General features: G+C 33.2%; 11 protein-coding genes and 1 riboswitch. Of the genes, 4 read left to right on the top strand and 7 right to left on the bottom strand.

What is annotated here, in order from left to right; translation table 11 throughout:
- Positions 1 to 176 precede the first annotated feature (176 nt).
- A riboswitch (cobalamin riboswitch) is annotated at positions 177 to 391 on the top strand.
- A 96-nt stretch (positions 392 to 487) separates the two neighbouring features.
- The 4 genes from BXY64_RS16835 (at position 488) to BXY64_RS16820 (ending at position 9,686) form a co-directional block, all read left to right on the top strand.
- Positions 488 to 2,743, top strand: coding sequence for a TonB-dependent receptor (locus BXY64_RS16835; RefSeq protein WP_120241155.1), 2,256 nt, complete (start codon positions 488 to 490; stop codon positions 2,741 to 2,743).
- Positions 2,744 to 2,799: 56 nt separating this feature from the next.
- Entirely contained in the window at positions 2,800 to 3,738 is a 939-nt protein-coding gene (locus tag BXY64_RS16830; RefSeq protein WP_120241154.1) for a sirohydrochlorin cobaltochelatase, read from the top strand.
- 709 nt (positions 3,739 to 4,447) lie between these two features.
- On the top strand, positions 4,448 to 7,801 hold the full coding sequence (locus tag BXY64_RS16825; RefSeq protein WP_120241153.1) for a hypothetical protein: 3,354 nt from the start codon (positions 4,448 to 4,450) through the stop codon (positions 7,799 to 7,801).
- Between the two features lie 1,240 nt (positions 7,802 to 9,041).
- Positions 9,042 to 9,686 carry a hypothetical protein gene (locus BXY64_RS16820; protein ID WP_120241152.1) on the top strand — a complete coding sequence of 215 codons (645 nt, stop codon included), beginning with the start codon at positions 9,042 to 9,044 and terminating at the stop codon, positions 9,684 to 9,686.
- A gap of 102 nt (positions 9,687 to 9,788) precedes the next feature.
- Here BXY64_RS16820 and BXY64_RS16815 read toward each other — a convergent pair whose 3' ends face one another.
- From BXY64_RS16815 to BXY64_RS16785, 7 genes are all read right to left on the bottom strand, one after another.
- Positions 9,789 to 10,343, bottom strand: coding sequence for a PepSY-associated TM helix domain-containing protein (locus tag BXY64_RS16815; protein WP_170150692.1), 555 nt, complete (start codon positions 10,341 to 10,343; stop codon positions 9,789 to 9,791).
- Positions 10,327 to 10,857 carry a hypothetical protein gene (locus tag BXY64_RS16810; RefSeq protein ID WP_120241150.1) on the bottom strand — a complete coding sequence of 177 codons (531 nt, stop codon included), beginning with the start codon at positions 10,855 to 10,857 and terminating at the stop codon, positions 10,327 to 10,329. The genes BXY64_RS16815 and BXY64_RS16810 overlap by 17 nt, the downstream gene beginning before the upstream one ends.
- Positions 10,858 to 10,868: 11 nt before the next feature.
- Positions 10,869 to 12,083: a DUF4857 domain-containing protein gene (locus tag BXY64_RS16805; protein WP_120241149.1), complete on the bottom strand. Its 1,215-nt coding sequence runs from the start codon at positions 12,081 to 12,083 to the stop codon at positions 10,869 to 10,871.
- Between the two features lie 18 nt (positions 12,084 to 12,101).
- On the bottom strand, positions 12,102 to 12,773 hold the full coding sequence (locus BXY64_RS16800) for a hypothetical protein (RefSeq protein ID WP_120241148.1): 672 nt from the start codon (positions 12,771 to 12,773) through the stop codon (positions 12,102 to 12,104).
- 4 nt (positions 12,774 to 12,777) lie between these two features.
- Positions 12,778 to 13,665, bottom strand: coding sequence for an ABC transporter ATP-binding protein (locus BXY64_RS16795; protein ID WP_120241147.1), 888 nt, complete (start codon positions 13,663 to 13,665; stop codon positions 12,778 to 12,780).
- Between the two features lie 10 nt (positions 13,666 to 13,675).
- Complete coding sequence (locus BXY64_RS16790) at positions 13,676 to 15,208, bottom strand: DUF6850 family outer membrane beta-barrel protein (RefSeq protein ID WP_120241146.1); 1,533 nt, start codon at positions 15,206 to 15,208, stop codon at positions 13,676 to 13,678.
- An 87-nt stretch (positions 15,209 to 15,295) separates the two neighbouring features.
- Positions 15,296 to 16,528, bottom strand: coding sequence for a DUF4876 domain-containing protein (locus tag BXY64_RS16785; RefSeq protein WP_120241145.1), 1,233 nt, complete (start codon positions 16,526 to 16,528; stop codon positions 15,296 to 15,298).
- Positions 16,529 to 16,532: the final 4 nt, after the last annotated feature.

The raw sequence follows: 16,532 nt of genomic DNA, 5'->3' as shown, positions 1-16,532 counted from the left end.
TAACATATGATCATATCAAACCAATCACTTCCCATCAATTTACCTGACAATTATAAGATTTAGAAAAAGACTGATTAACAAAAACTTATTGTATCAATGTTTTTTTTCAATTCTAGACATGTTGATTAACATGCGACAAAAACAAGTCCCTACATTTTATAATCAATAAAAAAGAATACATTTGCAAAGCTTTTGGTGCTCCGTTTGCATTCAGCAAAAGGAGTTAAAAGGGAATCCGGTGTAAATCCGGAACAGTACCCGCTACTGTAAATCTCGTTAATGTCCATGGATATTAATTCGTTCTCAACAGTCAAAATCCACTGTCCTTTAGGGATGGGAAGGAGTTGAGAATCGGGAAAGTCAGGAAACCTGCCAGGAGATATTGTTTAATTATTGCTTCCGGGAAAAGAAGTTAATGATGATTTGAGTATATTTTCTGATTTCATTCACCTCATATATTCCAGGAATGCATTAGTATGTTTTTACTATGCATAAGATTTTTTGCATGATGTTAATGCAGGTAGTATGTTTTTCTGCATTCTCACAAAGTTTTAGCCTAAATGGCAAGGTGTACAACAAAAACACCAAGGAAGGAATTGATTTTGCTTACGTCTATCTAGATAGTCTAAACACAACAACTACACAAAATAGTGGGCAGTATTCCTTAACCAACATTGCAAAAGGCAAATACCGCCTTTGTGTTTCCGTTCTTGGGTACGAAAAGTTCAGCCAGGAAATTGAGTTAAATGCTTCCAAAAATTTCAATATTGGATTGCAGCCAAAATCTTTTACCATTTCTCCTATCGTTGTTACGGGTACCGGAACCCATTACAAAATTGATAATGTACCTGTTCAAACAGAAATCATTACCAAAGATGATATTGCTGATATTTCGGGCAGAAATGTAGAAGAAATCATTTCGGGTATCTCCTCTTCTATTGATTATACCACCAGCTCCATGGGTTCCAATATCAAAATTAATGGTTTGGGCAAAGACTATGTATTGATCCTTTTGAATGGCAAAAGATTAACTGGCGGTGTTGGTGGATATGCTGATTTAAACAGAATCAACTCAGCAGACATTGAGCAAATTGAAGTGGTAAAAGGTGCTTCCTCTACCCTATATGGATCCGATGCCATAGCTGGAGTAATCAATATCATAACCAAAAAAGTAAAAGGGAAACTATCTGCAAACAGCAGTTCTCGTCTAGGTGCTTACGGAGATTTTAAACAACTGAACTCTTTCACATTCAGTAAAGGTAAATTATCTGGTAAAACTACTTTCAACTACAAGCAAAAAGCCGGATATCAATTGAATTCCATGAAGTTTAATAACAAGTGGGAATCCAATCACGATTTGCCATTTTTGGTTCATACCTACTACAAGCCTGTAAATAAAAGTAAGGCATATACGATTAGCCAGTTTTTTGAATATGAGGTGAACCAAAAGTTAAGTTTAAATATGGATCTGTCCTGGTACGAAAAAACCTTGTATTTTCCTTTCAGAGCACAAATGCACAATTACTATTACAATAACAGGGCTATTTCATTTGGTGGCCAATACAAGTTAAAAAATAAAAACTTCCTAAGTTTCAATTTTGATGTAAACAATTACTTGTATTACACCGAATATCCCTACAAATACAACGAAAGCTATATTACCAGTACCGATGTAATTAAGAAAACTTATTATCCGGGAGACCGATTTAAAAATTCGGATGTGGTAAATGTAATTTCGCAGATTAAAGGGGTCTTTAACATCAACGATAAGAACAAACTAAGTTTTGGAACTGAGCTTAGAGGCGAATATCTTGAAGCAAGATACAGGTTAACCACACCTAAAGTTAATGCCTATACATACTCTTTGTATGTTCAGGATGAAATGAAGCTAAGTAAAAAATTAGATTTGGTAGCTGGTCTTAGAGCTCTTTACCATGATAAAACAGGATTCTCAGCAACTCCAAAACTAAGCATGATGTACAAAGAATCTAAATTCACTCATAGATTCACCTACTCTAATGGTTTTAAAAGTCCTACTTTAAAAGAGTTATACTATTACTACGAAAGCAACCGCATGGGCATGTATCGCCTATATCTTGGTAATGAAGACTTGAAAGCTCAAAAATCACACTACTTTTCTATATCAAGTGAGTTTAAGGCCAACAAGTTTAAAACAGGCCTAAATATATATCTGAATAGAATCTACGACAAAATCGATTATAAGATCATTCCAACTACATACGATCATGCACGTAGAGGAATTGAGGAAACCAAAAAGCGTTACAATATAGATGATGCAAGAACTATAGGGGTTGATTGGCATTTTAGCTTTCCGGTATTTTCTCAACTATTATTCAATGGTAGCTACAGCTATGTGAGTGCAAAGAACTTAACACAGGACATCAGGTTAAATGGAATATCAGAACATAGCGCCACCTGGAAATTATCCTGGACAGAAAGATGGAACAAGAAGAGATTAAATATCAATTTATCTGGGGTTTACAAATCAGATCGTTTCTATTTGGAAGAAGATTTGGAGAGAAGTTATGCTGATGCTTACCAACTATGGAAACTCTCCTCGAGCCTCAGCATTAACAAATGGGAGAACTTCAAAATTCGCATCACTGCAGGAATCGACAACCTGTTTGATTATGTGGATGACAGACCCTATGGTTCACATTACGGAACCTTAAATCCGGGAAGAACACTCTTTGTTGGATTGAATGTAAACTTTAGCAAATAAATTAAAATTCCTTTGGGAATTATCAATAAAATCAAATTAACAAAAACAAAAGAAAAATGAATCTAATCAAGAAATCAGCTATCGCTTTATGCGCATTAGCAATGGTATTCACTGGATGTAGTGACGACGACAATGATGACAAAAACACTCTAGGTGACAAAGATGGTATCCTATTGGTAACTTTTGGATCTTCATTCCCTGACCCACAAGAAACATTCAAGAACATTGACAATGTAGCTAAAAAAAGATTTGCTGATAAAACGATCAAATGGGGTTATACCTCAGACCTTATCATCAACAAATTGCGTCAAGGTAATGGTGAAGGATCATTGAATGGTAAAATTATCGACAATGATACTCCAGAAGAAGCATTGGAAATCATGTTTAAAGATGGTTTTTCTAAATTCGATGTTCAATCTTTACATGTGATCCCAGGTGAAGAGTTTGATGAATTGGAAGAGGCAATTGCTGAATTTAAAGCCAAATATGAAGGTGTAACGGTTAAAGTTGGTCGTCCATTGTTAGATAGCGATGCTGATATTAAAGCTGTTGCTGAAATTATGGCTGATAAATTTGCCACTGAAATTACTGAAGGTCCAGTATTGTTTATGGGTCACGGTACTCCACATGCAGCAGATGCTCAGTATTTAAAACTTCAAAATGAACTTCAAAAAATCAATGCTAACTTCTTTGTGGGTACTGTAGAAGGGATTGGTTTCGATGCAGGAACAACTTCAATAGGCGGTATTCTTGCCGAATTGGATAAACTTTCTCCAAAAGCGACCAAAGTTACCATTACTCCATTAATGTCTATTGCTGGTGATCATGCAAATAACGATATGAATGGTAACACTGGTGAAACTGATCCTGCAGAACAATCTTGGAAAGAGAGATTAGAAGGAAAAGGTTACACTGTTAATACGGTAATGAAAGGTTTAGGCGATTACAACGAGATTAACAAAATCTGGATGGATCACCTTGAAGATGCTGAATAAACTACTACCAACATCATATTTTATTTAAAGTAAGAGGCTATTTCAATTGATTGAAATAGCCTCTTGCTTTAAAGAATAAGCAATTGCAAGAGGTTTATTGAGCTCTAATATTTTATCCAGTTTTTGCTTTTCCTGTTTATCTTGATCCATTTTTGTATTCTATATGAAGAACACTTTGGTTAGTTAAACCAAAACTATGATATAGAAAACTGGTATTCATTTTGTATCTCTTTTCGTTTGAACACACTTAAGATACAAGAAAAAATCAGCTTACTTTATGTTGATAACTACACAAATTCCGGACTTATCTTTAACATTCTGTTTTTTACTATCCATAGATCTTTTTTCTGTTTTTATTCTTTACCAAATTAAAAATATTTTTTGCACAACTCAAGCCTAACATTAAGGTACTTAAAAACATTCTCTTCTTTATCGTTTAGTTCAATATGCATAAATATGTATATTTGACAAGTTTTATGGGACTGCATTTTATGAATAGTAAGCAATGCTTTTCTCTACATTTATTAATTATCAATAATATACAAGCTAAAAAAACGTTGACAAAAATTAATAAGCTCAGTTCGATAAATAAGTAAATTGAATTCAAAGTCAAGTTTACTCATAATTTAAGGATAGATTGTAACATATACATTGTTTTTCTAGGAGCAAATAAATTGCTCCTTATTTTTTTCGTTAATTATCAGCATTTATGACACAAAAAACCATTAAGGTAGACATAAAAAACAAAGCCTCAATAGAACAAGCTCTTATAGAATTTAGAGCCGATATGCAAAGTGCATATAAAACAGGACAGGTAATAGACTTGGTTCCTGCTTTTGTGCCTACAAACAAAAACTTATTTGAAAACTCTGATCTTTTAAAGATTGATGATATAAAGGAGTACTCTAGGTTCTTAAATCCAAATGATCCTAGCCAAGAGCAAATGGATAATCTTTCTAGATTAACGTTTGAACAATTAAACAGACAGGACTTTTACACAAACTATTCTCATATTGTAGTATTTCAACATGCTTTAGAAAATGGCTTAGAAGAGTTTATAATTGAATTTTGTAAAGAGTTAGTGGAATATTCAATTAAAGTAGACTCTTCTAACGAATTATTCTTCTCTAGCGATGCTTACTTTGGAATAAGCATACTGGTTGTATTAGCTCTTAAAAATCCATCATATCTTTATTTAACAGGTGAGTTTATTTCTCGTAGTAGCGATTATAATCAGATAAAGTATCATGTTTCTGGACATTTACTGTTCTTATTCAATAAGTATGGCTTTAGCAACGACATTATTAAAATGTTTGCCTACAACAAATTTAACGAGCTATACTATTGCTTCTCGGAGTATGATGGTGCAGAGATAAATCTTTTTAAAGCCTTACTTGAGGATAAAGAAAAGTACAATCTCTATAAAAAATATCTTCTAGAATCTTTTATAAAGTATCCGCAAGAAATAAATGCCGATTATGAAGATGATAGAACCTTTCTGTATGATATTATTGAAAAACTAACAGAAATCTATGATAATATTATTGAATTAGATGCTTATGACAATCATGGAGAAAGTTATAAGGATTTAAACTTAGACTTTGTTAAAGACGATTTTGATAATTTTAAAATTCATGGTAATCGACTTGAAGATGAAATTACAGAAATTAATAATGCAATCTTTGAAGCAATTAAAGACATACCACGTAATCAATACTACTTTCAAAAAATAGGATCGTATGGAGATGAAACTCTAAGCCAAGTTACAAGCGATCCGTTCTTTGCAGAGTATGAAGCTTACCTGGATCATGAAATTAACAATAGCTTTTATTTAGATGGATTTGAAAATGGTGCTCAGATTTTAAACTATATTGAAACTGGCGAACAAGCAGAAATTATTGATGAGCTTGAAAAAATAAACATACGTAAACTTGCCTATCAAAAGAAACTAAAGCTATACAAGCGTTTAGAGTATTATGGATCGGGCGATATGAAGTTGTCTAAGGATCTTAATCAAGATGTTACTCTTGTAGATATTCTTGATGGATTTACAGCTGCTTATCTTAATGCTGATAGCTACGATTTAGAAGATCAAGACGAATATAGAAACAAGCAAAAAGCAATAAGAACACTAGAGGTATTAATAAAACTCACAGGTACAAAGCTAATTACTCCTGATGAAATTGAATTAATATGTGAGAATCTGGAGTTGATGAGTGAAGATGAACTTGTTGAAAAATTCTCTATTGGCCAGCTTAGCGATGACGAAATAATGCAAAGAATGCTTTTGGAACTTAATTCAAGCTTCACACGTAATATAGGTTTAATTAAGCTAAGAAACATTCATCGTTTATATAAAAAGAATCCAGAGGTATTTACAAAATTACTAGACTCATTAATTGAACAATCTATTCATGCACACGATCCGGATATTTTAGCTGTTTCGCCAGAATTGCAACAACAAAAATATGCAAGAGGATCTCAATTAATTTGTATTGCCTACATTATTTATGCAGAAATGCAGGATCTGTCTAATCTAAATTGTCCTCATCTTAGACGAGTAATTGAATTCTACCAAGAAAATATCTTTACAACTCTTAAATGGCGAATTAAAGAAACCTCACGAAGAATACAACACTCTAAAAAAAACAAACAAGAGATAAGCGATGTTATAAACTGCATATTTGAATATGTGGAGGGACCAAAACCTAAAGCTCCACCTAGAGAAATTATAGAAAAATTAATGAAGGGAGGAATGGATTCGCTTAACGAGGAAGAAAAAAAGATTATGCAATCTTTTAAACCGGGTAAACCTGCTAGTGCGCCATCTGAAGAAGACATGCTAAAAGTAGTTGACGATTTACTTCTTTTTGAAGATGATGAACTAAATGATACTCTTGAAGAGCTAAAAAATAGAAAAAACATTATTTTTCAATCCGATTCTGCCACATTGGCTATAACATCTCTACTATATGTTGCCAAAGTAGCTCCTACTCCGTTTCAAAAACAGCTACTAAGAATGTTTAATCTGATCTTAAAAACTGCTCCTGTTAAAACATTATATGGAGCATTTAAAGATTTTAGAAACGATTACTACTCTAGAGAAATAGAATTTGAAGAGTTTAATCATTTTGAAGATTTATTGATTGATCTTAAAATTGATCAAAAATACATAATAGCCTTTAAAATTTTCATTTGCCAAAAGCAATTTCAAGATTCAAGACGAAGAGAAATTAAAGAAGGAAACTTTTTAAAAGACATCTACAATACACTTTTAAATGAGTATTGTTATGCAGATGAAGTTGACGAAGATGAATCGCCATTATTTGCTGCAAGAGAGAAAGCACGCAAGCAGGCAATAAAAGACTCTATATTTTATTTAGATATTGAAAACAGACAGACTTTCTTAAAACGTGCCAACGATATTAAATCTTGTAAAGAATATTCTCGACTATGTGAGTACCACATTAAAGATATTCTTTTAAAATATTTTGCTCGTAAAATAGACGGTGAGAAAAGTATTTGGCAAATGAACCAAGAAGAAAAACTTGCACGCAGAGCCGAAGCTCAAGAGTGTACTGATTATTTCTATCAATATTTAGACAGCAAACTGTCTGTTGAAGAGCTTGACAAGCTTGTATTAAGTAAATTATACGATTTTTCTCATTTTGAATATTATGAGGTAATCAACAGTGTTTATCACTTCAACTTTAACTACTTTAAACATTTATTATATCTAACGGCTTATAAAAAAGCTTATCCTTATTTTCAAGAATTCTACGATTATATTCGATACTATACCGATGATGTAGATAGAGAGGATAGCATATACAAATTTCATGATGTAGCTATTGAAAGCGGTATAAAACCCGAAACGATGTACGAATATTATTTAAACGAACACAGACAAAAACTAGGCAATTCTAATTATGAGAATAACCCGTTTGCACAAATATTAGTACGTAAATACGATGATTTACAAAACTATGAGCACATAAAAAAACTCAAAGCTTATAAAGTATTTGATAAATATGTTGAAAAATACAAAGAGATAGAATTGTAAAAAGAAAGGCTAGCTGTTTTTAAATGGCTAGCCTTTATCATAGAAACAATTTTAACAAAAAATATTTTTAATCGAGTTCAGCTTGATTATTTTCTTTCCGATTATATGCTAGAAAATACAATATGGACAGGTGCAAGCATAAAGTGCCAAAAATTCGCAATTGAAAAGTTCCAGTTGTGGATAAAGAAATCAATATCACATTGAAATAAATTTTCTTACAAAATGTATCTTTGATGTGTTGAATTACAACTTTAACATCGCTCTTTCCAAGTATTCTTCCGTTGTGAAAACATTTAAAGCGGCGTGTGTCGCTTTTTTTATGCTCTAATCTTTCTTGATATACTAGATATCGGTCTCCATAACTATTATCCAAGCTGTTTCGTGAAGAAAACCGATGTAATTGTGCAAAGCGTTGATCATGTAGTAGAATAATTTTGTTCTTAATGGGATGAACAGTATGTAAATATAAAAAAAACTATCCAGAAGTAAACAGTAATTATTCTGGATAAACCTGGTTCGATATTAGCACCATTTTTATTCTTTCACGGTTAATTTTTTGGCCAAGCAAAACAGTTCATTCTGATGTGGAATCTGTTTAATTTGGATAATTTACAAAGCAATATGAGCAATTTACAAACTAATATGGGCTGTTTTTTAACTGATTTGAGCTGTTTTAAAACTGATTTGCCCTGTTTTTAAACTGATATGGGCGATTTACAAACTAATATGAGCAATTTACAAACTAATATGGGCTGTTTACAAACTCTAAATTGTTAGATTTTAATTGATTTCTATTTACATGTATAACTTTTGTAACAGAATACAAAACTTTTTAATTTGCCTACTATTTGTATCATACAGCATTTTACTCCTTGTATATTATATAGCCATAAAATTATTTATCAAGCTAAACCTTAATTTTTGACAGTTTCCCACTCAATACACTTTAATAACTAACAATCTGCACATTACCCAATCTTATGCTAGAGTTAAATCCTTGTGTATCTCTTGTTTTAGGCTTTTTTATTATTAAACTTAATCAATATTTTTGAGTTTGTAAATTCAAATTCATCCTAATATCAATCATACATTAATAATTTATTGATTTCTGAAAGCATTGAAAACACTGGCCTTTCGACCTGATGATCAATAAAAAATATATTTTTCCGTGTTTTTTCTTGGCAAGTTTTCTAGCTTTAATATAGACACTTAATATTTACAAATTTTAAAAAGAATCATCATGAGTTTTATACTTACTATTATTACAACGGTTAAAAGTTTTATCAGTTCATCGGAAGAAGAATATTCTGAAAAAACAGAAAATTTCATTGAAAAGGCTCCTGCTTATGTAGAACAGGGCATCTTACCCAAAGAGGCTACCGAGGCCTTAATTGCGGAACTACAAGAGGTAGAACAATTACGGAAAGAGAAAAATGAATGTTTACAAACAGCTCGCAATAAGCGCCAAGAGCTTACTGGTAGCAAAAGCACATGCAACAAATCGCTTCGTAATTATAAAAATGAGATCGATTCAGACCCTACTATTCCTGAAAATGTAAAAAGAGAATTGGGTCTGCTAAATGAAAAAAAGACTGAGGAAACCAACAACAAAAGGCCAAAATTAAAAGTTGAACCAATAGCTGGTGTACCTCGTATTACATATCAGAAAAAGCCAATGGACGGCATAAAGCTATACTCTAAAACTAACGATGGAGAATACAATTTTGAAACTACTGTAAATCGTTCTTCTTTTGATGATACTCGTGGCAGAATTAGCAATAAAGAGGTGGAAATAAGAGAATATTACGCCTACTATATTTACGACGGAAAAGAAGTAGGCAAGAAATCGAATGTGGTTCGAGTTGTTTTAGAGCCTATCGAATAGTTTTTATTAAGATCCACATATCTTAACAAAAAAAAAGGGGGGCTGTCTCTTATTGGAGACAGTCCCCTTAAAATCAAAAATAACAACTCATCTTAAAAAAGACTAAGTATAAAAAAACAAAAGAACAGGTATGATGAAACCAATGATCATCAACCAAATGCCCCTCTTTTTAAATCCTTTTTTTCCTTTTACCATAACAGCTCCTGATATGGCAAAGAATACTAACACAATTGAAAAGAATACTGCCAAAAACGTAAACCTGTGTCCTGAATTGTAGTGTATATCATTCACAAATTTGTAAACTGGTATCTTCTTAAATATCGTGAATTCAATTTTACCATTATAAGGATAATACTTCCCTAGTCCACCTTTTACATATATATTGTATACATCTTCAGCAGGAATAATGCGTGTTAATTTTGGAGCATCACTAAAATGATCTTTCCAGAATGTTTTTAATTCATCTGGCTTTAAATTCGCTTTAGCCTCTTTCTCCATTACAATTTCGCGATAAGAAGGATTTTGTCCATCCTTTTTTAGAACCAACAAGATACCTGATATCGCATAAATTAAAGTTAATCCAATAAACAAGTAACCAAGGTCTCGATGAAGAGACCTGATACTTTTATTAAAAACTTTCTTATTCCACAATTTCATAAGAAATTCCATTTACAAAATAGATTGAATAATAGTTTTTCTTGTTTTCTTTCATCCAATCACGCATTTTGGTAATGTTTGTCATCTCAGCAGAACAATGCTCTCCTCCTTGTTCAGCATCCTCTTTGGCCTTTACCCTAGATTCATAAGTATTAATCTCTTCCTCGGTAAGTCTTTGCTCTGCAATTGTCCCTTTTACAGCAATGGTTGATCCGGATAATTCACGATTAAAACCATTAATCTCCCCTTTCGCTTCAACTCGCATCGAAAACTTTCCTGTCTCATCAACTAAAAACGCACGTCTTCCCGAATGTGCACAAACATGTTGAACCATTCCCTTAAAAAACACTTCTTTTCCAACGTTTTGCTCTGCCATTTCCATGATTTGAGCAATGCTTTTCATAGTAGGTGTTTCTTTAACTATTTCTTGCTTGTTCTCTTGTTTTTTATTGGCTGGATTACATGAAACCAAAACACTTAAAGCTGCAAATGCAACGAATAATAACTTTTTCATTTTTACTTTCTTTAGCGGTTAAATATTATACTTGCAATAAATCCATAAATCCCTGTTATTGAAATCCAAACAACAGGTAGGATCTGTATTTTTTGTTTGCGATATCTGATGATCATTGCAAAGGCCAAAGCCAAAATAAGGTTACTTAGCAAAACCAGGTATGAACCGAAATAAAAAATTGGCTTAATATATCTTGTATTCCCACTCGTAAATCCTACCGAAAATGGAAGAAAATACTTGCTGTAATTTACTCCTTGTTCAACACCAACAATGCTGGTTTTATCTACAAACTCTTTTGTATCAGCATCAATAGCCCATACCTCTTTTCCTTTGCCTGATACCACATTTAAATTCCAATACAAGGGATTTGCCATAATCAATAATTGATCTTTATCAACATCACACTCTGGCATAGGAATTTCCTGTAAGCTATAGGCATTGGTTGTAATAATGTGAAGTTCCTGATTGGTGTCAAAAACAAATGCATAAAAACTTCTATCGTCAGGTTCCATGGTCTGTAAATAGTTAGGAACTACTCCATCAGGTAAAGGTACTTTCTTCAGAAAGGGTTTTGCGTTCACCATTTTCAGATGAAAAATCTGATCCTTATTGTCTACAATAAAGTAACCTTCTTCGTAGGCTTTTCGTGTTGATGGATTACCGGCTGCCATTTTCGCAGGAAACTGAAAACCTTTCTTTATAAATTGTTTGTTGAAAAGCTCACTTTTTTCCTCATTAATTTCGTTGGTTTCAGGATTGATAAACTCAATTCTATCGGTCAAACGAAATACATCGCCAGGCATTTCGATTCTAACACGTTTCGACATAGATTCAAACAAAGTGTACAATGGGATGTGTGGTTTGTTTTTATCAGCTGGTTTAACGCGAAAAAAGAATTTCTTTGAGTTAACCACTCTTGGATTGATATCTTTGCCATTTATGCTTTTAGGCATTCTACCATCCGAAAAAAGTTGCATAGAATAAAACATTGGCAAAATGCTATCAAACTCTGCTTCGCTATATTCTTTATTGGTCTTTACGTTTTTTCTAATCAAATGCCCCTTTACATCATCAAATTCGATGGCACAAAAAGCTTTATCAATTGAACTGTAATAGGTAAATATATTTGGTGAAGCTTTATCTGTTACCAAATGATACGATTTGGGTAATAACCATGCTAGTATCATGGTTCCCAAAACAATAATTAAATATTTTATATTTTTCATTTTAATTAAGCGAATAAGTTAATCCTGAATTCCAACTTTAAAACGTTGAACAGAGAAATAGCCAAAAGGCAATACATACAAAGGAATTAATAGAACTACCGAAACAACCAGACTGTAAGCAGCTGGAAAGTCGGAAAGGAAACACAATTGTAAGCTTGCAAACATGAGCAATGCATTAAAAATTCTTCTTTTCCATGTTGGTTCCAGACAAATCCACGATGTAAATGCATATGCCGTTAATCCTGCAACATACCATGGCAACAATGTATACACCATACTTTCAATAATCTCCATTGGAAAGTAAAACACCGAGAATGTAAGAATTACGATTAGGTGTAAAACAAAAATGCTTAACAGAGCAAGTAATCCGAATCCTAGCATTGAGAATACAATTTTCCTGTTGGAAAGTGGAAGGTGCAAACTCAGCTTAATTCTTTTCTGAATCATTTCAGGAACAAATTGTGCCAAAGCCAAACAGAAACCTGTTGCCAATGGAAAATATTTTACATCGCGAAACAAAAACTGATCACGATTTACTATTACATCCCACAAATGTTCCAATCCGACCATTCTAAACGATCGTCCTAATTTTAAAAATATGTAAGTTAAAAGAGCCAGACCAACTGCAAAAGCTCCAATTGCAAACCACTTGGTCTTTTTCCATTCTTTAAATAATAATGCACTTGTCATCTCTCTAATATTTTCCCGTTAATCCAATAAATGCTTCTTCCAAACTCAAACTTTCTTCCTGAATTTCGTTTGTCATCACATTGTTTTTTCTCATTAAACTCTCTAAATCCTCTTTGGCCAATAGTGAATACACTTCGGTGTTCCCTTTTATGGTTACCGGATTGTAGATGTCGCTAATTTCATTAATAGCCTCTGGATTTTCACAATTAAACTTGAATCGCTTAAAGGATTCTAAAAGATCAGTTACCGGCTTTTGCATCACAATCCTGCCATAATCCATAATTAAGCAATCGTCTATTAAGCGTTCCATATCCTGTATGATATGAGAGGTGACAAACACCGTTTTGTTCTCGGCCTTTGCATACTCACTTAAGTAGTCAACAAAAAGCATTCTGTAACCAGGATCTAATCCCATCGAAAAGTCATCAAGAATCAACAATTCAGGATCCTGCGCCAAAATCAATCCCAAAGCCACCTGTGATCTCTGTCCGCACGACATGCGCGAAATCTTCTGCTTCGGATCAATTTTCAACAATTTCATCAACTCGTAGTAGGCATCCTTTCTCCATTTGGGATAGAAAGCCGAGTAGAACTTCTCAATCTCCGAAATGTTCATGAATGAATACTGAATGTGACCTTCAATCAGTAAACCTACCTTTCTTTTGGTTTCCGAAGATAAGTTTGCTGAGCTCTCGCCAAACATCAGGCATTCTCCACTTCGAGGTTTTAAATAACCATTTAAAATGTTAATGGTTGTGGTTTTTCCGGTTCCGTTTTTCCCTAACAGTCCCAGAATTCTTCCCTGAGGAATTTCAAAATTTAAATTCTCATAAATACAACGTTTGCCGTAGTAATGAGTTAAATTTTTGCATTCAACAATCGCTTGTTGCATAAGTGTTATTTTATAATGTTAGTCCAATTGCTAGATTAATTCCATACTGCGATTTAGATCCACTAATCATCATTTGATGATAGGCCAATCGAGTATAAATGTTGTATGATTTTTTGGTATTAATATCGTAACGAATATCTGTTCCCAAAAGGAATTTATCCGCACTTAAAAAATCATAATTTGGTATCACCAAACCTTTATTTGCTCCTTCAGCTACAGGAGATGTAGTCATTAATTCACTGCCTACACAGTAGTCAAACACAGCAGCCAGTTTCACATTCAATGCTGATTCATTGAATTGAAAACTTCTCCCTGCATTCAAATCAAGTCTTAGTTTCTCTATTTCTTGTTTGGGATTTCTACTGGTCGATTTTTTATATTCCAGATTATCGTAATTGTAGGTCAAGGATGTTTTGTAAAAAGTAGTATACTTCTCTTTCTTTACAAACAAAATTCCACTTATACCTCCACTTACATTACTTTCTGAATACTTATCAAGTACACTAAGCAGTTTCCTATTGTGATTATAATTGAATTCTCTTCCTTTTTTGTCTTCATAGGAAGCAAAAGCTTTTACTTTACATGTCTTTTGATCCAATAAATATTGTCTACCAAGAGAAAATTCAAACTTCTTTGAAACTAAATCATTTACAATATCATAACCAGAACCAACTGTTTTTAATAATTCCAGTTTTGATTTTTTATATGAGAAAGATTGAAACCAGCCTGTTTGACCAATAGGCAACAATTGTGTTCCTACTGAATATCCTTTAATTTCATAAATATTACTATTCGATTTGCTATTGGTGACTATAGTTGAGAAATTCTCATCACTAATGCCTAAGCCTCTTAAATAGTATATTTTTATGCCCGTTCCAGGGCGTCTTGCTCCAATTTCATGATCTTGTTGATAATCCTGAAAACCTGTATACAAACCAATCGTATATTTTGAATTAATTTTTCTAGTTCCACCTAGCTTAATTTCCAAATCGGAAATAGTAGTTCTAGGTCTTGGGTCTAATTTTCGGTACTCTTCAGCGGATCTATATTTCGCCTGAATTGCATAATTGTTTTTCCTGTGAATAAAACTATAGATTCCTTCGAAATAATAATTCTCACCATAAGATTTCCCTCCAATTGTATCAGCTACAACGTATGGAGCTAGTTTCTCATAATCACTAACTGTATTCCATTTTATATTATTAGTATTCTTTTTAGAATAACTTGCTCTGCCATAGACAAAACTTTTCTTGAGCCTCTTAAAAGAAAAAGCATCAAAGTCAATTGATGATTGCTTGTCTCCTTCTTCAATTAAGTGCAATTCATTAGCTTTCCATTGTTTGGCTGCTAAAGACACATCTGTAAATGATTTACTGTATTGATGACTTAGCATAGCAGGATTATCCCAAACCCCACTTTGTATTTGAATTAATTCCTTTTCAAAATCAACGGCATTCGCATTTCTATTTTGAGCAAATGCTGATGCTGCTAAATTTAAGAGAATGACAATCCCAAAAATGGATTTTAACTTTTGTATTAGCATGTAAACAATAAAATTAAACTTAACAAGAAATTAAAGAAGACCCTCAGGAAACAAGTCCAACGGATCTTCTTTAAGATTAATATTGAATTATTCCTCTTCGATTACACCAGGTGTAGGATCAGCAGTTGGAATAAAATCGAATGCTGAATTATTAGTATCTAACAATACAACACGTTCACCTTCTTTGTGGCTTACCTTACGCTTCACACATTTTCCATAACGTGCATCATCCCCATCGCCAGCATGAGTCCAAGTTAAGTCTAATGATGGGTCAAGAGCTTTCCACTCGTAATTCGAAGGAGTACTACATTCAACCGCATCAATAATTAACTCGTTTGGAACTTGCCAAGCATCAAATTCCATATCTTTTACAAAGTCACCCCATACAAAAGTGTATTGATAATGGTAAGCGTAATCTGTATTAAACTTCTCTGGAGTAACACCGTCCATTTTGAAAAGTACATAAGAAGTAAATCCACGATTGTGAAGTCCCCAAACAGAAGCAGATGTAGAAACCATTTTTTCCATATTAGGAACTTCCGGTACATCAACATCAATATCAGCACCATCGAACCACTCGAAATCAGCAATTGATAAATCGAATGAGTTCGCATTCTCAGCAGAATGATCAATGGCTACATCACAAACAATGATAGATTTTCCTGGTTCAACAGGATAATCATCTCCATCTCCGGGAATTCTGTAAATCGAACTTACAGGAGTTGACTCAGGTCTGATGTCTGGAGTATACTTATTCAAAGACATTGCTGTATTCAACTCAGATTCTGCAATGCACAAACCATCAGCATATAAGATTTTATCTGTATTATTATAGATTTCAAAGTATTTATCATCATTGTACTGTTTTCCTTCTGGAGTTTTTGTTCCACTGAAGAAGATTTCAGAAATCACAAAACTGGTATTCGTTCTGTACTCAAATAAGTCGATAGTAAGATCGAAAGCTCCACCTGTTACTTCTACATTCTCGCTAAAACCTCTAATCCCTGTGGTAGCGAAAATTATTTTATCATCAACATCTCTAGTAAAATAATCCACTTCGGCTTCAACAGTAAAATTGTAAAGACCATCTTCCAGGTTCAATGTTGGAAGCATGAATGCATATAAATCCTTGGTAATTTCTTCTCCAGAATTAACATTGGTAACAGTTACCGTACCACTCTTAAATGTCGGTGCCTTAAGCTTGGCAGGTGGATTCAACACCAAATTCAAATCTGATTGCAATATTGGATCATCATCATCGCTACAAGAGAACAAGGATACTACCATTAAAAGGCTTAAACCGAATATCAGTTTTTTCATTTTT

This window comes from Marinifilum flexuosum (assembly GCF_003610555.1).
Lineage (GTDB): Bacteria > Bacteroidota > Bacteroidia > Bacteroidales > Marinifilaceae > Marinifilum > Marinifilum flexuosum.
Note: the sequence above shows the minus strand (reverse complement) of the source record. Positions and strands in the feature narration are given on the sequence as shown.